The 19,015-nt window shown below is 69.8% G+C and carries 16 protein-coding genes and 1 pseudogene; 5 read left to right on the top strand and 12 right to left on the bottom strand.

Features of this window, described 5'->3' with window-relative positions; translation table 11 throughout:
• Nucleotides 1-51 precede the first annotated feature (51 nt).
• The 4 genes and pseudogenes from AC16DP_RS09890 to AC16DP_RS09905 form a co-directional block, all read right to left on the bottom strand.
• Nucleotides 52-363: pseudogene (locus tag AC16DP_RS09890) on the bottom strand (sensor histidine kinase); the annotation flags it as partial.
• A gap of 89 nt (nt 364-452) precedes the next feature.
• Entirely contained in the window at nt 453-1,664 is a 1,212-nt protein-coding gene (locus tag AC16DP_RS09895) for a GNAT family N-acetyltransferase (protein ID WP_329731018.1), read from the bottom strand.
• A gap of 59 nt (nt 1,665-1,723) precedes the next feature.
• Nucleotides 1,724-2,899, bottom strand: coding sequence for a DegT/DnrJ/EryC1/StrS family aminotransferase (locus AC16DP_RS09900; protein WP_329731019.1), 1,176 nt, complete (start codon nt 2,897-2,899; stop codon nt 1,724-1,726).
• On the bottom strand, nt 2,887-4,005 hold the full coding sequence (locus tag AC16DP_RS09905; RefSeq protein ID WP_329731020.1) for a GNAT family N-acetyltransferase: 1,119 nt from the start codon (nt 4,003-4,005) through the stop codon (nt 2,887-2,889). The genes AC16DP_RS09900 and AC16DP_RS09905 overlap by 13 nt, the downstream gene beginning before the upstream one ends.
• Nucleotides 4,006-4,235: 230 nt before the next feature.
• On the opposite strand from AC16DP_RS09905, the gene AC16DP_RS09910 reads away from it, so the two are divergent.
• Complete coding sequence (locus AC16DP_RS09910) at nt 4,236-5,651, top strand: FAD-dependent oxidoreductase (RefSeq protein ID WP_329731021.1); 1,416 nt, start codon at nt 4,236-4,238, stop codon at nt 5,649-5,651.
• Nucleotides 5,652-5,681: 30 nt separating this feature from the next.
• Here the strand turns inward: AC16DP_RS09910 and AC16DP_RS09915 are convergent, their stop codons facing one another.
• The 6 genes from AC16DP_RS09915 to AC16DP_RS09940 form a co-directional block, all read right to left on the bottom strand.
• Nucleotides 5,682-6,740, bottom strand: a complete 1,059-nt coding sequence (locus AC16DP_RS09915) for a gluconeogenesis factor YvcK family protein (RefSeq protein WP_329731022.1) — start codon at nt 6,738-6,740, stop codon at nt 5,682-5,684.
• An 89-nt stretch (nt 6,741-6,829) separates the two neighbouring features.
• Nucleotides 6,830-8,215, bottom strand: a complete 1,386-nt coding sequence (locus AC16DP_RS09920) for a sugar transferase (protein ID WP_329731023.1) — start codon at nt 8,213-8,215, stop codon at nt 6,830-6,832.
• 98 nt (nt 8,216-8,313) lie between these two features.
• Nucleotides 8,314-9,051, bottom strand: coding sequence for a CpsD/CapB family tyrosine-protein kinase (locus AC16DP_RS09925; RefSeq protein ID WP_329731024.1), 738 nt, complete (start codon nt 9,049-9,051; stop codon nt 8,314-8,316).
• 40 nt (nt 9,052-9,091) lie between these two features.
• Nucleotides 9,092-10,513 carry a GumC family protein gene (locus tag AC16DP_RS09930; protein WP_329731025.1) on the bottom strand — a complete coding sequence of 474 codons (1,422 nt, stop codon included), beginning with the start codon at nt 10,511-10,513 and terminating at the stop codon, nt 9,092-9,094.
• A 27-nt stretch (nt 10,514-10,540) separates the two neighbouring features.
• Nucleotides 10,541-11,695 (bottom strand): hypothetical protein, encoded by a 1,155-nt coding sequence (locus AC16DP_RS09935; protein WP_329731026.1) that lies wholly within the window; start codon nt 11,693-11,695, stop codon nt 10,541-10,543.
• Between the two features lie 57 nt (nt 11,696-11,752).
• Nucleotides 11,753-12,394 (bottom strand): polysaccharide biosynthesis/export family protein, encoded by a 642-nt coding sequence (locus AC16DP_RS09940; RefSeq protein ID WP_329731027.1) that lies wholly within the window; start codon nt 12,392-12,394, stop codon nt 11,753-11,755.
• 359 nt (nt 12,395-12,753) lie between these two features.
• Between AC16DP_RS09940 and AC16DP_RS09945 the strand changes: the two genes are divergently transcribed.
• Nucleotides 12,754-12,954, top strand: a complete 201-nt coding sequence (locus tag AC16DP_RS09945) for a hypothetical protein (RefSeq protein WP_329731028.1) — start codon at nt 12,754-12,756, stop codon at nt 12,952-12,954.
• Between the two features lie 54 nt (nt 12,955-13,008).
• On the opposite strand, the gene AC16DP_RS09950 is transcribed toward AC16DP_RS09945, so the two are convergent.
• A complete protein-coding gene (locus AC16DP_RS09950) occupies nt 13,009-13,179 on the bottom strand; it encodes a hypothetical protein (protein WP_329731029.1) in 171 nt (56 codons plus the stop codon).
• A gap of 305 nt (nt 13,180-13,484) precedes the next feature.
• Here AC16DP_RS09950 and treZ point away from each other — a divergent pair, with 305 nt between their 5' ends.
• The 3 genes from treZ to pip are packed head-to-tail and all read left to right on the top strand — an operon-like array spanning nt 13,485 to nt 18,385.
• Nucleotides 13,485-15,365, top strand: a complete 1,881-nt coding sequence (treZ, locus tag AC16DP_RS09955; RefSeq protein WP_329731030.1) for a malto-oligosyltrehalose trehalohydrolase — start codon at nt 13,485-13,487, stop codon at nt 15,363-15,365.
• Entirely contained in the window at nt 15,362-17,398 is a 2,037-nt protein-coding gene (locus AC16DP_RS09960; RefSeq protein ID WP_329731031.1) for an amylo-alpha-1,6-glucosidase, read from the top strand. The genes treZ and AC16DP_RS09960 overlap by 4 nt, the downstream gene beginning before the upstream one ends.
• Before the next feature lie 27 nt (nt 17,399-17,425).
• The gene (gene pip / locus AC16DP_RS09965; RefSeq protein WP_329731032.1) at nt 17,426-18,385 is read left to right on the top strand and encodes a prolyl aminopeptidase; all 960 of its coding nucleotides are present in this window, start codon (nt 17,426-17,428) and stop codon (nt 18,383-18,385) included.
• Between the two features lie 68 nt (nt 18,386-18,453).
• Here pip and AC16DP_RS09970 read toward each other — a convergent pair whose 3' ends face one another.
• Entirely contained in the window at nt 18,454-18,894 is a 441-nt protein-coding gene (locus tag AC16DP_RS09970; protein WP_329731033.1) for a DUF6918 family protein, read from the bottom strand.
• Nucleotides 18,895-19,015: the final 121 nt, after the last annotated feature.

Genomic DNA, 19,015 nt, shown 5'->3' on the forward strand with positions numbered 1-19,015 from the left:
ACCGCTCTCCCTTGAGTTTTCCGGATGCGGTTGGATCACTCGAAGTGCGGGTCACCCGTGCCTGGCGGCCTCGAGCCGTTTCATCCACCGGAGCAACGGGTTGGATGCGGTTTCCACGTAGGCGGAGGCCGCCTGGATCCTCACGTCCACCTCCGTGCCGCCCTCCGGCGCGCTGCTCATCCGCAGCGCTCCCCCCAGGCGCCTGGCGCGCTCGAACATGCCCTTGATGCCGTAGCGGCCCGGCTTGCCCTGGTGGTTGGCATAGAGGGGCTCCAGGCCCCAGCCGTCATCCCTCACGCACAGGCTCAAACCGTGCGCGTCATAGGCCAGGGACACGGCGATGGACTGGGCCTTCGCGTGGCGTACCGCGTTGCCACGCTGTCGAACTGTGAAGCACCAGTCCCTGCACGCCCTGGAGAAGCGTGTCGGCTACTCCTGGCTGGCTCGAGGGCTCAACCGCGGACCGCGGAGAGCTTGCGCCGCAACCGGCGCACCCGCTCGACCATGTCCCGCGGCAGCACGCGCCTGGCCACCTCGCGCACCTGCCTCATGGCCTCCTCGCGCCGCACCAGCCACTCCCCTGCCCCACCGGGCGACAGCACGCGCACCGACACCGTGCGCCGCTGCTGCGTCGTCCAGTCGGACTTGTAGGACTCGGTGCCGCGCAGGAAGTCGTACTCGGTGAGCCCCGCCTCGATGGCGTCCTTGAACGTCTCGCCCACCAGCACCAGGCCCACGCTCCGGTTGCGCCACGCCGGATCATAGCCGGACTGGAAGTAGACGAACGTGTCCCGGTGCAGGATGCCGTACACCGAGGCCACCGCCTGGCCTCCCACCTTCATCGTGTACAGGCGCAGCCGCCCCCGCTCCGCCAGCAGCTGCGTCGCGTCACGGTGGAAGGACTCCACGCCCTTCCCTCGAATGCCCTGCGAGCCCCCGTCCGACTCCCACCGCGCCGAGTGCAGCCGGAAGAAGTCCGTCAGCGGCCCCGCCAGCGCCCCAGGCGCCTCCGTCTTCTCGATGCGGTAGCCCTCCTGCTTCTCCAGCCACTTCTTCCGCCGCAGGAAGTTGTCCCGCCGGCTCGTCCGCTTCAGAAAGCCATCGAAGGTCTCGCCCTTCGGCAACGACTCGTACGGGCACACGTACCGCGTGGACATCCGCAGGTCCGCCCGGTACTTCTCGAACGTCTCCCGCAGCACCCGCACCGTCACCGAGTCCTCGCGCAGGTCCGTCAGGTCCAGCACGTCCCACTGATCCCTCAGCTCCCACAGGACCTCGGCGAAGACACGCGCCACTTCTTCCTCGCGGCCCCTCCGCGCGACCACGTCCAGGTAGTCGCTGCCCACGTGCGTCTCGCCCAGGAACGCCAGCCGCCTCACCGGCCTCCCCAGCATCCAGTGGTACTCGAAGCCCAGCGGCATCAGCCCCACCAGCGCCCCCGTCCGATCCTTCGCCTGCAACACGAAGGGTTTGCGGTCCGCGCCGATCCGCCGGCACCACGGATACAGCCACTCCCACGCGTTGAACGGACCCGCGTTGCTCGCGTCGAGCAGCTCGCTCCACGTGCTTCTCAGGCTCGCCAGCTGGGACAGCTCCCGTACGGTGCCCACCTCCAGCCATCGCGCCGGGCTCGGAGTGGGTGACAGTTCCGCTTCGTGGATCACGGTTCGACCTCGTGGGAGGGAGGGACGTCTGGGATGGGTTTCAGGGACGGATGGGTGGATCAGCCCGCGTGCTTGCGGGTGCGCCGGTCCTGCGTCAGCGCTCCCCTCACCGCCAGCGCCACCTCCGCCATCACCTCCGGCGAGAGATCCTGGTGGCACGGAATCTCCACGATGCTCCGCCTCAACTGCATCACCTCGGGGAAGGCCGAGGCGTCGCACGCCGGGTGCATGTGCCTCCAGAAGTCGATGGCCTCGATCCCCCGCGCGTGCAGCCTCGCCAGCACCTCCGCCTTGTCCTCCACCACCAGCGGGTAGAAGAGCGGGCTCACCCCCGCCGGCAGCTGGTTGAACAGCGGCGGCGACACGTCCCTCAGCCGCCCCAGCAGGAAGAAGTAGTTGCGCCGCCTCCGCTCGACGATCGCCTCCAGATCCTGCGCCTGGGCGATCCGCTTCGCGAACGGGCTCATCCCCAGGTCCACGTGCCGCCGGTCGAAGTGCTGCGTGCCCGTGGCCACCCGCTGGATGTCCGCCGCCTTCACCGCGCCCTTGCCCAGGCTCCGGATGAAGCTGCGCACCCCGCGCCCGAACCGGCCCCCGCGCAGCTCCAGGTTCTGCAGCAGCGCGGAGAGCGTGTGGCTCAGCGTGGACGTGAAGGGCGGCGTGGGCGGCTCGGGCAGGCTGTACTGTCTCGGGCCGTTGACGACGAGCGCCCCGCCGTGCGGCAGCGGCAGCGTCTTGTACAGGCAGAAGATGCCAATGTCCCCCGTCGTCCCCAGCTGCACCGAGCCATCCGCGCTCAGCAGCGACAGCGCGCAGTCCTCGATGAGCGGCAGCCCGTGCTTGTCCGCGATCCGCCGCATCTCCTCGGCCGGGCCGGGGAAGCCCGCGTAGTGCGTGAGGTAGAGCGCCTTCGTGTTCGGCCCGATGCGCCGCTCCACGTCCTCCACGTCCACGTCCCACCGGCTGCCCACCCGGTAGAAGCGCGGCGTGGCCCCCGCGTCCGCCACCGCCTCCACCTCCACGCCGTGGTGGTAGGCCGGCATCAACACCTCGCCCTTGTCCAACCCCAGCATCTTCACCGTCAGCCACACGGCGTTGCGGGCGAAGTAGAACCAGCGGACGTTGGGCGCGCTGAAGGGCATGAAGCCGCTCGGCTCACCGCGGCCCAGCAGCATGCCCGGCCACAACGTCGGCAGGGCGGGGACGAACAACTTCGTGGTCTTCAGCGCTTCCATTTCGCCACCACCTCCCTGGCCACCGGGGCCCAGCGGAACTTCGCCGCGCACATCGCGCGGCCCAATGCCGTGTCGTTGAAGACGTAGAGCCACGTGTGGCGGCGCACCTTGTCCGTCCAGTCGCGCTTCCACACCATGTCCGGCCCCAGGAAGTCGAACTCGCGCAGGCCCCGCGAGATGCAGTCGCGCAGCACGTCCTCCATCAGGAGCTGGCCCGGGCTGCAATCTCCCAGCGACTCGTCGTAGCCAGGCTTCAGCAGGAAGTAGCGCCCGCCGTACTCCAGCGCGTACTGGAAGGCCACCGCGCGCCCGTCCAGCCGCATGTAATACAGCGCCAGCCGGCCCGCGTACCCCGCCGTGCGCGCCAGCTCCGAGTAGAAGCCCCGCGTCCGCGTGTCCTGCGCCATCGCCGTCCCGCGCTGGCCCTTCCAGCCGCTCGCCTCCAGCGCGAAGCCCTCCTCCAGCTTCGCCTCCAGCTCCAGCCCGCCCTCCACCCGCTCCACCGTGACGCGGCCCTTCTCCTCCAGCTTGCGGCGCCGGCGGCGGCAGTTGGCCTTGAACTTGGACTGCAGCGTCTGCTGGTACGCCTCCCACGAGCCCGGCAGCGGGATGTAGGGCGACTGCAGCGACTCCCACGTCCCCACCGACAGCCCCGCCGACTTCGCCGCCTCATGGAGCGACCAGCCGGCCCCACCCTCGGGCACGTCCGTGAGCAGCAGCACGTCCCAACTCTTGTCCGCGCGCAGGTGCGAGAAGAACGCCTCCGCGGCGGCCCCGGGCTCGCGCGCCACCACGTCGAAGCGGCACGAGTGGGTATTGGCCGTGGCGCTCAGCTGCCGCACCGGCACCCCATACATCGACGCCCGCCCCGCCATCAGCGGCAGCACGGCGCTCAGCCGCCCCGCCTCGTCGCGCAGCGTCAGCACCCGCGGCCGAGACTCCGGGGCGAAGTTGTCCACCCACACCCGGATGAACTCGTGACGGTAGAAGGGCTCATCGGCCGTGGACTCCACGAGCGCGTTCCACTCGGGCTCGAGCGCCATGAAGGCGGTCCGATCCGGCACCTCGATGACGCCCGGCGCGGGGGAGAGCTGTCTGGCTTCCATGTGAATGTATCCGGCTCCTGACGGCGCGGAGCCCCAAGGGTCCGCGTGCGCCGGAAGGTGGTAACGGACGCGCCCGCCCACAACCCACGCGCGGCATTTCCCTCTGGCCCCCGGGTACGAGCACACATGGTGGGAACCGGTCGCTCCGGGCAGGCAGGCTGTCAGGTGTTCGACGTTCAGGCGGGTTGTCGCCTACGCTCCAGGCCCTCATCCGCGGCACCGAGGTCCTCATGAGCACTGCGACTCCCCTCTCCCCCCCGCCTGCCGGCAAGCACGCCCTCGTCTATGGCGGCAGCACGGCCGGGTTGATCGCCGCGGGCGTCCTGTCCCGCCACTTCGAGCGCGTCACCCTGGTGGAGCGCGACCGCCTGGAGAACAGCCCCCAGCTGCGCAAGGGCGTCCCCCAGGGGGCCCACGTCCACGGCCTGCTCACGCCCGGCATGAACGCCCTGTGCGAGGTCTTCCCCGGCTTCCGCGAGGAGCTCCAGGCCGCCGGCTCCCGCTTCGTCGACTTCACCGGCGATCATGCCTGGTTCATGGGCGGCTTCTGGCGCCCCAGGCTCCGGTGCGGCCTGCACTTCTACGCGCAGAGCCGGCCGCTGCTCGAGTGGATCATCCGCAAGCGGCTCCTGGCCCTGCCCAACGTGACCGTGCGCGATGGCCGCGAGGTGACGGGCTTCCAGACGAGCGCGGACAAGGGCCGCGTCACGGGAGTCCACCTGCGCGTCCCCGGCGGAGGCCAGGAGGAGACGCTCGAGGCCGAGCTGGTGGTGGACGCCAGTGGCCGCGGCTCGCGCACGCCCCAGTGGCTGGAGGCCCTGGGCTACCCGCGCGTGGAGGAGACGCACATCCAGGTCGACGTGGTCTACGCCAGCCGGCTCTTCCGGCGGCCTCCGGACCTGGTGGCGGACTGGAAGATGATGACCCTCGCGCCCCAGCTGCCCACCGAGCCGCGGATGGCCGTGCTCTCCACCATCGAGAACGACCAGATGCTGCTGCTGCTCGGCGGCTGGCATGGCGTGCAACCGCCGCTGGATGATGCCGGCTACGTCGAGTTCACCCGGACCCTGGCGCAGCCCCACCTGTACGAGGTGCTCCAGCGCGCCGAGCCGCTCGGGCCCATCAACGTCTTCCGCTACTCCCACAACCAGCGGCGCCACTACGAGCGCATGCCCCGCTTCCCGGAGGGCCTGGCGCCCGTGGGAGATGCGTTCTGCTCCTTCAACCCCATCTACGGCCAGGGCATGACCACGGGCGCGCTGCAGGCGCGGACCCTGGGCCAGTGCCTGAGCCAGGGCCTGGACAGCGTGGTGCAGCGCTACCGCCGGCAGGTGGGCCAGCTCCTGGAAGCGCCCTGGGTCATGGCGACGACCGGGGACCTGCGCTTCCCCCAGGTGGCGGGCAAGCGGCCTCCCGCGTTCGCCCTGACGAACTGGTACGGCGACCGCTTCCAGCGGCTCGCGTGCTCCGACGAGGAGGCGCTGCTCACCTTCGTGCGGGTGATGCAGATGATCGAGCCCCCCACGGCCCTCTTCTCGCCGCGCCTGGCGCTGAAGGTCCTCACCTCCCAGCCCACCGCCGCCACGCGGGAGCGCAAGCCGGAGCCGCCCTACGCCCCGGCCGCCGTCAAGGAGCAGGCGGCCTGAGCGGGCGGCTCCCCCGGGAGGAGCCCTCGCCTACAGCCCGGAGCGCGCCATCTTCAGCAGGCAGCGCGCCACCTTGCGGCTGTCGTGACGGACGCGCGGGCCCTCCTTGAGGAGGTCCGCCTCCACCGGCACGACGCCCGCGCTGATGAGGGCGCGGCGATCCACCCGGACGGGGAACTGCCCCTTGAGGGCGTAGCGCTTCGCGGCCTCCTCGGACGGCAGGGCGCCGTTGATCAGCACCGCGTCCAGCACCGGGCCCACGTGGTCGATGACGGCGCGCACGTGGTCCAGGCAGTCCATGCCGTCCGTCTCCCCCGGCTGCGTCATCAGGTTGGCCACCATCACCTTCAGCGCCCGCGTCTCGCACAGCGCCTGGGCCACCCCGTCCACCAGCAGGTTGGGCATCACGCTCGAGTACAGCGAGCCCGGCCCGATGGCGATGAGGTCCGCGGTGCGGATGGATTCGATCAACCCGTCCACCGGGGGCGGCGAGCGCGGGCTGAGCAGCACCTTGCGGATGCGGCCGTGGGCGCGGCTGATGTTGCGCTCGCCCACCACCTCGGTGGCGTCCTCCATCTGCGCCACCAGCTGCACCGGCGAGGTGGTGCTGGGCAGCACCCGGCCCTTCACGCCCAGCAAGTCCCCCGAGACGCGCACCGCCTCCAGGAAGTCGCCCTTGAGCTCGGCGAGCGCGGCGATCAGCAGGTTGCCCACCGCGTGACCCGCCAGCCCGCGCTTGCCCGCGAAGCGGTACTGGAAGACCTCGCTCAGGGGGCTGTTGCCCTTGCCGCCCGCCAGGGCCACCAGGCAGTTGCGCACGTCCCCGGGAGGCAGCGTCCCCCGCGTGCGCCGCAGCCGGCCGGAGCTGCCGCCGTCATCACTCATCGCCACCACGGCGGTGATGTCCAGACCCGGGTCTCCCAGCTTCGGATCCGCGCGCCGGGCCAGGCCGCGCAGCACCATGGGCAACCCCGTCCCACCCCCCATGGCGACGATCCGCGTCGGCCGGACATCGAGCGCCTGCAACAGCTCGTTGCGGTTGCCCGTCCGGCGCTCCTCGCGCGCCTCCCACTCCAACGACTCGAGCATGTCCCATCCCTCCAACGCCCATCCCCACCACCACCGCCGGGCCCCCCGGCGGTGTCCACCCGACCCGAGCCACTCCGGCCCGTACCGCCCTACCGCGCTCCCCGCGCCAGCAACACGTGCCGCACGGTGTGGAAGATGATGCCCATGTCCAGGAACAGGGAGCCGTTCTTCACGTAGTACAGGTCGAACTCCAGCTTGTTGCGCGCGTCCTCCACCGAAGCCCCATACGGGTAGCGGATCTGCGCCCACCCCGTGAGGCCGGGCTTCACCGCCTCACGCAACCCATAGAAGGGAATCTGCTGCTTGAGCTGCTCGACGAACACGGGGCGCTCCGGCCGCGGCCCCACGAAGCTCATGTCTCCCGTCAGGATGTTGAAGACCTGGGGAATCTCGTCGATGCGCGTCTTGCGGATGAAGCGGCCCACCCGCGTGACACGGTCATCATTCGCCCGGGCCCACACCGCGCCGTCCTTCTCCGCGTCGGTGCGCATGCTGCGGAACTTCCACAGCCAGTACGTCCTGCCATGCAGCCCCACGCGCTCCTGCCGGTAGAAGAGCGGCCCCTTGGACTCCAGCTTGATGGCCACCGCCACCAGCAGGAGGAAGGGCGCGGCGCACAAGAGCAGCGTCGAGGCCACGGCGATGTCGAAGACACGCTTGGCCCACCGCCGGGGGCGCGACACCGTCAGCTCGTCCGCGAAGGCGAAGTCGCTGGTGCGCAGGTGCGCCACCGGGAAGCGGCGCAGCACGCGCTCGCAGAAGCCGGCGGCCTCGTACACCCGGCGCCCGGCCAGACGGCAGCGCAGCAGCGCCTCCATCCAGTTGGCCCCGCGCATGTCGTCCGCCGCCTGCACCACGAACTCGGCCCCGAGCCGCTCGGCCATCACGTCCACCGGCTCGGCCGGCTCTCCGTTGGCCCGCGGCTCGCGCGGATCCACCAGCGCCACCACCTGGAAGCTGCCCTCACCGCCCTGCTCGATGGCGTTGGCCACCGAGCGCGCCTTGAGGCCATCCCCCACGATGAGCACGCGGCTGGGAACCCCCACCACCGCGCGCAGCGAGGAGCGCACCAGCAGCGTCCCCACCAGGGCGCCCACGGCCCCGCCCAGCAGCGCCCCGGGCGGCAGCTGCACCGGCAGCACCGCCGGCACCGCCAGCATCAACAGGCCCACCACCGCCGTCGTGACGCCCGCCGCCTTGAGCAACCGCGCGCCCCGGCCCCGGTCCTCCGCCGCCACCTTCAGGTTGTACAGATCCATCAGGTAGAGCGAGAACTGGAAGGTGGGAACGAACGTGGCCCCCAGCAGCAGCAACCCCGGCATCGCCTGGTGAAGGGCCAGATGGGTGTCCGCTGGCGCCAGCATCCTCGCGCAGGCCGCCGCCCCCAGCACACACGCGAGGGCAATGGCGGCGCCCTCGATGACGAAGAGCGTCAGCTTCCTGGATGAAAAGTAATGATGGAAAACCCGAAGCACGTATCTCCCTCCGACCGCCTCGCCCAATCCCCCCTGTGCTGCCCCGCGACACCCGGCCACGCACCGCTCCCGCGTGGCCGGGTGGACCGCACCGTCCGCTACTTCCGGACGTAGTTCTTCAGGTACGGCGTGTCGCTCATCTCCGCGCCGTTGAGCACGCAGCCCAGGATGGGCGCGCCGCCCAGCTGCTCCACGGCCTGGTTGACGGCCCGGGCCGGGGTGACGTTGGCGCGCACCACCATGAGCAGACCGTCCGTCTGGTGCCCCAGGATGGCCGAGTCCGCGAAGGGCAGCGTCGGCGGCAGGTCCATGTAGACCTCGTCGAAGTGCTCGCGCACCACCTTGAGGAACTGCTTCATCTTCCCGCTGGCCAGCGACTGGGTGGGCTCCTCGGGCGTGGAGCCCGCGGTGATGACGGCCATGCGCGTGGCGTGGAAGCGGCGCACCAGCTCGCGCACCTCGCACTCCCCGTTGAGCAGCTCCGTCAGGCCGGGCCGGCCCTTGATGCCGAGCACGTCCGCCACCTGGCCGCGGCGCAGGTCCGCGTCGATGAGGAGGATGCGCCGCTCCGGATTCGCCCGGGCCGCCGCCAGGGCGAGGTTGACGGTGGTGACCGTCTTGCCCTCGCCGGGCATGGCCGAGGTGACCCCCACCACCTTGAGCGGACGCAGCTCGCGCATCCGCTCCAGCCGGTAGTAGAGGCTGCGGTACTGCTCCGCCGCACTCGACGCCGGCGCCGTCAGCGACACCACCCGCCTGTCCACCGCGTTGGGCGAGCCCGCCGATTCATCCACCCGGGGAAGGAAATTCCCCGCCCGTTCCATTTGCTGCTCCATTCCATTCCTCCCGGATTCCGCGTTGTTCACCCGAAGTCTCCTAGTTGAGCGGCGAATCGTTCGTGGACGACGTCACCACTCCATTGCGGTTCCCCGTGGCGGGCATCAGCACCCGCTTCTCCGCCTTGCCTTGCATGTTCGGGACCACCGCGAGCACGGGGAGGGGCAGCCGCTCGCGCAGCTCCTGGGTGTCGCGGATGCTGTCGTCGCGCATCTCCATCACCACCCCGGTGAGCACGCCCACGCCCAGGGCGAGCAGGAAGGCGATGAGCAACCCGCTGACCCGGTCCGGCCTCGCCGCCGCCACCGGCACGCCGGCCGGGGAGATGGTGTTGAAGAGGCTCGCGGCGCTCTTGGCCTCGAGCTCCTGGGCCAGCTCCGCCTCCACCCGGCGGGACACCACGCTCTGGTACTTGGTGCGGGCGATCTCGTAGTCCCGGTTCAGCACGCCCAGCGCGTGCGCCCACTGCGGGGTGCGATCCAGGCGCGACTGGTACTCCTTGGCCTGCACGTGCAGCCCCTCGATCTCCTTCTGGATGTTGGTGATGAGGTCGGCCACGCGGGCGCGCTCCTGGCGCTCGGCGAACTGGCGGCTCTCGGCATCCTTGCGGCGCTCACGCAGGGTGTTGAGCTCCTGGGTGATGCGCTTCACCTCGGGGTGATCCGCCGTCCACGAGGAGCGGGCGGCCACCAGGCCCTGGGTGAGGGTGCTCTCGGCGGCCTCGAGACGGCCGGCCTCGCTGTCCGCGGCGTTGCGGGCCCGCGCCAGGTCGGAGCGGCGGGCCTCGGCCACGCGCAGCTCCTCGGACTTCGTCTGCAGCAGCGCGCCCACGCGCTCCAGGCCGCGCATGTTCATCTCCAGCTGCTCGGGCAGCTCACCCTGGTGCTCCACCTTGAACTGGGCGATCTTCTTCTCCCACTCGGTGACGCTCTTGGAGAGCGCGACCACCTCGTCCTCGAAGAGCTGGGTGGCGCGCGCCGCCTGCTCCTGGCGGGACTTCTGCGCCTCCTCCGCGAAGAGCTGCGGCAGCCGGTTGGCCACCCGCGCCGCCACGTCCGCATCCGTGCTGGCGTACGTCAGCTCGAAGGCGCTCTCCCCCTCCACGCGCACGGTGATGTCCTTGCGCATGCGGTTGACGGCCGCCTCCATGCCCTTGTCCGAGACGATGTCCGGATAGAGGTTCATCTCCTCGATGGCCTTCTGCAGCACCGGCCGCGCCATGAGCTCCTGGCGGACGGTGAGCAGCCGCTGCTCCACCAGCTCACTGACGGTGCGCTGCACCATCTCCTCTCCGGGGCGCTGGTGCTGCACGCGCACCACCGCCGTCGCCTCGTACACGTTCGGCTGGCTCAACACGATGGCGGCTCCCACCGCGAACACTCCCAGCACGATGGCCCCGACCAGCACCTTCCGGCGCCACAGTGCCTTGAGCACCTGGTCTGCCGTCATCCCACGCTCCATGTGCGCTCCTCCTCCTCGCTCCACGTGTCACCAAGCCTTCATGTGCAGCCGGACCGCCGCGACGTTCCGGGTCAGGTTCATTCCCGCCGCCACTTCCTCGTCCATCCCCACCTGCGCGATACGGTCCACGGCCGTCTGCATCGACACATACCGGTTGATCTTGAACTCGAGCCCCGCGCCCAGCGCGTAGCCCTGGGCCACCCGCGCCCCCCCATCCCAGGTGAAGGCCCCCTCCCCTGGCGCGCGTCCATTGCGGAAGAAGCTGGCCATGCCGTAGACGGACACCCGGTCGTTGAAGTGCCGGTTGAGCACCAGGCCCGCGAAGTCCGCCCACAGCGCGTTGGTGAAGCCACTGGCTCCCACCAGGTCGTGCCCCGCGACGAAGCCCAGGTCGAACGGCCCCGCCTCGTGCAGCAGCTCCAGCTTCACCCGGGGAATCACTCCCCCGGTCCCATCCTGGGCGGTGAAGAACACCGGGCCACCGCGGGCGGTGAACGTCGTCTGCCGCGACAGCCGGTAGCGCAGCGCACCGAAGGCACCGTGCGCCTGCTGGAAGTTGTCGCCGAAGACGAAGCCCTGGTAGCGGTACTCCGCCCCCAGCGACAACCGCCGCGTGGTGCGCAGCCACAGCTCCGCGAACGGGGTGTGCACGAAGCCGGCGTCGCTGCCCGCAACCTGCACCCTCACGCCCTCGAACGCGTAGCCGGCGCCCACGTCCACCACCCGGCTCAGCCGCCCCGACGCGTACACCCGCGACTGGCCGTACAGCACCGGGTCCGTCGAACGGGCCACGCTGTCACGCGGCAGCGAGGCCGGGTCCGTCACCCGGTAGATGTTGCCGGACACCTCCACCCGCAGGCGGCGCGACAACCGCTTGTTCACCAGCAGCCCGCTGCGGTGATCCAACGTCACCCGGCCACTGCCATGCCGCATCAGCAGATCCGCCGCGTAGTAGCACTCCAGCTTCAGCGTCGGATCCTTCGCGTCCAGCCCGATCCGCGGCGTGACCTTGGTCATCATCTGACCGCCCGTCACACCGGCGTCGTTGAGCCGGAAGTCGTCGTCGTAGCGCTCCTCGAGCGACACCCGGGCCCGAGGCTCCACCACCGTGCTCGCGAGCGCGGCCGGAGAGGTCCCCACGACCGCCGCCGCCGTCAACCATCTCTTCCAGGAAACCCTCACGGCACCCTCCATCCCCACGCACCCACCCAGACCACGCCCCGCGGTGCCTCGTCTCCACTACGGCACGATGATGGTGTCACCGGGCCGCAGGATGAGCGGCTCGTACTTCTGCGGCTGCTCCACCAGGTCGCGGTAGCTCACGGAGATGTAGTCGCCCTGCGTGGCGCCCTCCGTGTCACCCGAGCCACCCGTGCCCGAGCCCTCCGCCTTGTTGGCCTGCTGCGCCGCCGAGCGGCGCAGCACGACGATGGCGTCCTGGTCCGCGAAGTCGGTGAAGCCACCCGCCAGGGCAATGGCCTGGAGGATGGACACCCGGCCGCGCAGTGGGTATGCGCCGGGGTGCGTCACCTCGCCAGTGATGAAGACGCGGCTGCTGTTCACCTCGCGGACGATCACCGTGACGCGGGGCTCCTGCACGTACGGCTTGAGGGCCTCGCGAATCTCATCGGCCAGCTCGTTGGGGGTGCGGCCCTCGGCCTTCACCTCGCCCACCATGGGCAGGGAGATGAAACCATCCGGGCGCACCGGCAACGTGCGCGAGAGATCCGCGTCACGCCACACCGCCACATCGAGGACGTCCTCACGGCCGATGCGGTACGGCTGGTCCGAGTTGTCCACCCGCGCCGTGCCCCGGTGGGCACACCCCGACAGGAGGAGCAATCCCAGCACCACCCACCACCTCGCGCTCGTCTTTCCCATCGCTCGCCTCTCCCCAAAGTCCCCTGCCTCCCAAAAGGACAGGGCTCACATGTTCGCGGGAGGCATTAGCAGCGGGTGTGCCAAAGCCCCCGGGCGGGCAAAGTCCCCGGATCGTCATGGGTTACGCGCTACACCCCTGAGGAAGAGGGAGGGATGTCCGGGAAAAAATTCCGGCATCACACCGTGGGGAGGATGCGGATCACTCGCCCGAGGGCACATACAAAGGGAAAAGCATTTCCCACACCGTGTCAGGGCTTTTCCCATCTCCTCGGGGGAAGACGTGGCACGCCGCTTGAAATCATCTCTCGCGGAACCCGGGCGCGGGAAAGGCCCGGGCGAGCGAGGAGTGGACGGCGGCTATGCGCAAGGCGGCGGCGGGGGCGGTGGTCGGGATGTTCGCGGTGGGAGCGGGAATGATGACGCTGCTCGGCTCGGTGCTGGGCACCTACGCGGAGGCGGCCTCGCTGGCGCTGGTGGGTGTGGGCCTGTTCGCGGGCAGCTCCGTGCTCAGCGGCGGCAAGGAGACGGTACCCACGGCCGGCATCGCCAAGGAGGCCTGAAAAAGCGACGGAGAAGGCTCGCGGAGTGGATGGGAACTCCGCGAGCCCAGGAGGTCAGGCCCCCTTCCCCGCGTCCTGGAAGGTGGCCTGGTGGCAGAGGAAGTTGCCCTGCGTGAAGTAGAAGCCGGTCGAAGCGGAGGTCGCCGTCGAGCTGTAGCAGAGACTCACGACGATCTGGGCGCGCTCCCGGTTCTCTCCCGACACGGTGTAATCGCTGGCGGCCATCAAACAGGTCCCGTCCGTGACCGACCCATTGGTCCTCACCAGGAAGAAGCCGCATGCTGACTCCCCCTCCAGGGATCGCATACGGCGTTCGAGCCCGCTGCTAGCACACTGGCGGCCACGGAGAAGAGGTCGGGCGACACCCACCTGGGTGCCCCGCCCGCTCCCAGGAAGTCGCTTGGCTTCGGGAGGCATGCGGGCGGGCATGCGCAAGGCTCGCCAGGAGAGGTGTCGAGGGAGGCACGCCTTCTCCTGGCGCATGACCCTGCACACCCTCACGGCATCCCCATTCCGCTTGGGAGGAGCCATTGGGGTCCAGAAGCTTCCAACTCACCCTCGGCGCCCGCCTGCTCGAGAATGGCCGCACCCATTTCCGGGTCTGGGCACCCCGGCGCCGGCGGGTGGACGTCTGTCTCCATGAGCCGGGCGGTCTGCGCTACCTGCCCCTCGAGCACACCGGACGCGGCTACTACGAGGGCACCCTGCCCGTCCCGGCGGGCAGCCTCTACAAGTACCGCCTGGACGGCGGAGAGGCCTTCCCGGATCCCTGCTCGCGCTTCCAGCCCGAGGGCCCGCATGGCCCCTCGCAGGTGGTGGATCCCACGCGCTACGCCTGGAAGGACGAGGGGTGGCCAGGCATCACCGTGAAGGGCCAGGTGCTCTACGAGCTGCACGTGGGCACCTTCACCCCCGAGGGCACCTACGAGGCCGCGGCCCGGAAGCTGCCACTGCTCCAGGAGCTGGGCGTCACCACGCTGGAGCTGATGCCCCTGCACACCTGCCCCGGCCGCTTCAACTGGGGCTACGACGGCGTGCAGCTCTACGCGCCCCACCCGGCCTACGGGAGCCCGGACGCGCTGCGGCGCCTGGTGGACGAGGCCCACCGGCTGGGGCTCGGCATCATCCTGGACGTCGTCTACAACCACCTCGGGCCGGACGGGAACTACCTGGCCCAGTACTCCGAGGGCTACTTCAACAAGAAGTACCCCAACGAGTGGGGCGACCCGACCAACTTCGATGACGGGGAGGCGGCCGGCCCCTCGCGCGACTTCTTCATCCAGAACGCCTGCTATTGGGTGTCCGAGTTCCACTTCGACGGGCTGCGCGTGGACGCCACGCAGAGCCTGTACGACGCCTCGCCCCGCAACATCGTCGGGGAGCTCGTCGAGCGGGTGCGCGAGGCCGCGGGGAAGCGGAACGTCCTCCTCATCGGGGAGAACGAGCCCCAAGACGTGAAGCTGGTGAAGCCTCCCACCCAGGGAGGGTACGGCGTGGACGCCCTCTGGGTGGATGACTTCCACCACTCGGCGAAGGTGGCGGCGCTGGGCCGCTCCGAGGCCTACCTGCAGGACTACTGCGGCACGGCGCAGGAGCTGCTGTCGTGCGTGCTGCGCAACTCGCTGTACCAGGGGCAGTACTACCAGTGGCAGAAGAAGCCCCGGGGCACGCCGCTGCTGCGCACGGAGGCGAAGCACGTCGTCTTCTACCTGCAGAACCATGATCAGCTCGCCAACGCCCTGAAGGGCGAGCGGCTGCACCAGCAGGCGGGGCCCGCGCGGGCCCGGGCGCTGACGACGTTCCTCCTGCTGCTGCCACAGACGCCCATGCTCTTCATGGGCCAGGAGTTCTTCGCCTCCTCGCCCTTCCTCTACTTCGTGGACCACCACGCGGAGCTGCAGGAGCTGGTGCGCAAGGGCCGTAATGACTTCCTCTCCCAGTTCGCGAGCGCCCGCCATGCGCTGGAGAAGGAGGGATACCAGGTGCCCTTCGGCGAGGAGGCCTTCCGTCTGTCCAAGCTGGACTGGTCCGAGCGCGAGAAGAACACCTCGGCCCTGGCGCTGCACCGGGATCTGCTGAAGCTGCGGCGGGAGGATCCGGTGTTCGCGGCGCAGGACCTGAGGAACATCGCGGGGGCGGTGCTGTCACCGCACGCGCTGGTGCTGCGCTACTTCGGAAGCGAGCAGGAGGGCGACCGCCTGGTGGTGCTGAACCTGGGGACGGAGCTGGAGGTGGCCCCGTGCCCCGAGCCGCTGCTGGCACCGCCTCCGGGAAATAAGTGGAGCCTCCTGCTGGCTTCTGAGCAGGTCCGCTACGGCGGAATGGGAAGCCCCTCCTTCGCGAACGAGACGCGCATGAGGGTGCCTGGACAGACATCGCTCGTGCTCGCGAGCGAGGAGACGAAGACGTGACCCCTGGAACTGAGTGCCCCTCCCTGCCCCGGCTCGCCTTCGATTGGCCCACCGGCGCGGACTTCTCGGACGTCATCACCCGCGAGTGGCTCGTGACCAACGGGCGGGGCGGGTACGCCTCGGGCACGGTGGCACGGTGCAACACGCGGCGCTACCACGGGCTGTTCATTCCCGGCATGGAGAAGCGCGGCCGCACGGTGATGCTGGCACGGCTGAGCGAGCATGCCATGGTGGAAGGCCGCACGTACCGGCTGGACGCGGAGGAGCGCGCGGACGGGACGCAGGTGGCCGAGGGCCCCACGCTGCTGCGCGGCTTCCACCTGGACGGCCTGGTGCCGCATTGGATCTACCAGGTGGGCGAGGCGCGCCTGCAGCGCAAGCTGGCGCTGGTGCACGGGGAGGACACGCTCGTCGTCCTGTGGGAGCACCTGTCGGGACCGGAGGTGACGCTGCGGCTGCGCCCCTTCCCGGCCCTGCGCATGCACGATGACAAGCTGCACCACACGCTGCTCGAGCCCGTCGTGCACCTGAGGGGCGCGCGCGTGGAGATGCAGGCCACGGACCACGCGCCCCCCATGCGGATGCGCATCTACTCGCCCTGCTCGGTACCGTTCGTGAGCCTGAGCGAGACGAGCACGCCCCAGTTCTTCCGGGTGGAGAAGTCGCGCGGGTACGACTACGAGGAGACGCTGACGAGCCCGGGCTGCTTCGAGTGCACCCTGCGGCCGGGCGAGCACCTGGCGCTGGGCGTCACCACGGAGGACTGGACGATCCTGGAGCGGGACCCGGTGGAGACGCTGAAGCTGGAGTACGAGCGCGAGCGGCGGCTGCTGGTGCGGGTACCGGAGGAGGCGCGCGCGGGCGTGCCGGCGCGGCTGGTGCTGGCGGCGGACCAGTTCATCATCGACCCGATGCGCCCCGCGGACGACGCCTGGGCGCGCGCGGTGGGTCAGGACGCGCGCTCGGTGATCGCCGGCTACCACTGGTTCACGGACTGGGGCCGGGACACGATGATCTCCCTGGAGGGGCTGACGCTGTGCACGGGCCGGCCCCGCACGGCGGCGGCCATCCTGCGCACCTTCCAGCACTACGTGCGCGACGGCCTGCTGCCCAACCTCTTCCCCGAGGGCGGCCACGAGGGCCTGTACCACACCGCGGACGCGACGATGTGGTTCTTCCACGCGGTGGACCGGTACCTCGAGCACACGAAGGACCACGAGTTGCTGCGGGACTTCTACCCGACGATGGCGAGCATCATCGAGCACCACCAGCGGGGCACGCGGCACAACATCCGCATCGATCCAGCGGATGGTCTGCTGACGCAGGGGCAGGAGGGCTACCAGCTCACGTGGATGGACGCGAAGGTGGACGGCTGGGTGGTGACACCGCGGCGCGGGAAGCCGGTGGAGATCAACGCGCTGTGGTTCAACGCGCTGCGGTTGATGGTGGAGTGGTCGGAGCGGCTGGGCAAGGACGCGAGGCCCTACGCGGCGGCGGCGGAGAAGGCGTATGCGAGCTTCAACCGGCGTTTCTGGAACGCGCCGGAGGCGTGCCTGTTCGACGTGGTGGATGGAGAGGACGGGCGGGATGATCCGGCGGTGCGGCCCAACCAGGTGTTCTCCATCTCGTTGAAGTACCCGGTGCTGAGGCGGGACAAGTGGGAGCCTGTGCTGGAGAAGGTGCGCAGGGAGCTGCTGACGCCGGTGGGCCTGCGGAGCCTGGCGCCGGGACATACGGACTACAAGCCGAAGTACGACGGAGATCTGCGGGCGCGCGACGCGGCCTACCACCAGGGCACGGTGTGGGGCTGGTTGATCGGCCACTACGTGGACGCGACGCTGAAGGTGAACACGGACAAGACGGCGGCGCGGGCGTTGCTCAAGGGGCTGGAGGAGCACCTGGAGCACTCGGGCGTGGGGCAGATCAGCGAGATCTTCGATGCCACGGAGCCATACCGGCCGCGCGGATGCGTCGCCCAGGCGTGGAGCGTGGCGGAAGCGCTCCGCGTCTTCCTGAAGACCGGCGTGCATTGAAGCGACCGTCTGCTAGGGTGCGCGCCCATGGCCACCACCGAGCTTCGCACCCTCTACCCGCCCATCGAGCCGTACAACACCGGCCGCCTCCGGGTGTCCGACCTCCATGAGCTCTACTTCGAGGAGAGCGGCAACCCGAAGGGCAAGCCGGTGGTCTTCGTGCACGGTGGGCCGGGCAGCGGCACGGATCCCAAGCAGCGGCGTTTCTTCGATCCGGCGGCGTACCGGATCGTCCTCTTCGACCAGCGCGGCTGTGGCAAGAGCACGCCCTTCGCGAGCGTGGAGGAGAACACCACCTGGCACCTGGTGGAGGACATGGAGACGCTGCGCCGTCACCTGGGCATCGACAAGTGGCTCGTGTTCGGTGGCTCGTGGGGCAGCACGCTCGCGCTGGCCTACGCGCAGAAGCACCCGGAGCACGTCTCGGAGCTGGTGCTGCGCGGCATCTTCCTGCTGCGCCAGCAGGAGATCCGCTGGTTCTACCAGCACGGCGCGCACACCATCTTCCCGGACGCGTGGGAGGACTACCTCGCGCCCATCCCTCCCGAGGAGCGGGGAGACCTGGTCCAGGCCTACTACCGGCGGCTGATGGGGGACGATCCCAAGGTGCGCCAGGAGGCGGCGAGGGCCTGGAGCATCTGGGAGGGCCGCACCAGTTACCTGGCGCCCAACGCGAACTACATCGCGCACCTGGGCGAGGACGACTTCTCACTCGCCTTCGCACGCATCGAGTGCCACTACTTCGTCAATCGCGCCTTCCTGCGCAATGACACGCAGTTGCTGGACGACGTGCCGCGCATCCGCCACATCCCGGCCGTCATCGTCCAGGGCCGCTATGACATGTGCTGCCCCATGGACAGCGCCTGGGCGCTGCACAAGGCGTGGCCGGAGGCGGAGCTGAAGATCATCGCGGACGCGGGACACGCGGCCTTCGAGCCGGGCACCACGAGCGCGCTCGTCGAGGCCACGGACAAGTTCCGCCGGTAGACGCCGGAGCAGGGCCTCCAGACCCTGCTTCAGCCCGACTCGAGTCCCCGTGGGACTCCCCCCACCGCTCAGCCGCCGTGCTTCTCGAGGAGCTTGCCGATGCGGGGGATGGCGGCCTCGACGTTCTTCTTCGCCGTGCCGCGCAGCTTCTCGTAGGTGCCCTTGACGAGCCCGCTCTGCGCGTTGCGCACCTTGCCATCCGTGATGGTGAGCAGCGCATCCGCGGCGCGCCCGGCGTTGGACGTGATGTGCGCCCCCACCGGCTTCCCGCCCGTCTTGGCCTCCTGGAAGAGCGGATCCAGCGCCTTGGCGAAGTCGGGGAGGAGATCCTCCACGGCGTGCCGGATGAAGCCGGGCTTGATGTTCTTCACGGCGCTGTAGCCCGCCTTGATGGCGAGCCCCGAGATGCCGCCCTTGTCGGCGACCTCGGCGTCGATGAGCGTGCAGCAGTCGTCAATGACCGCCGCCTTCTTGTTCGGGTTGGTCAACGTCTCGGTGAGTGACGCCATCGAATCGTGCCTTTCGTTCACTGGACGTGAAACGTGCCCGAAGGCAGCGGAATCCCGTCCGGCCCGCCTGAGCGCATAGCACAACAACCCACCCACGGGAGGGTCCTCGCGCCTCGGTGCG

This window comes from Archangium sp. (assembly GCF_057119385.1).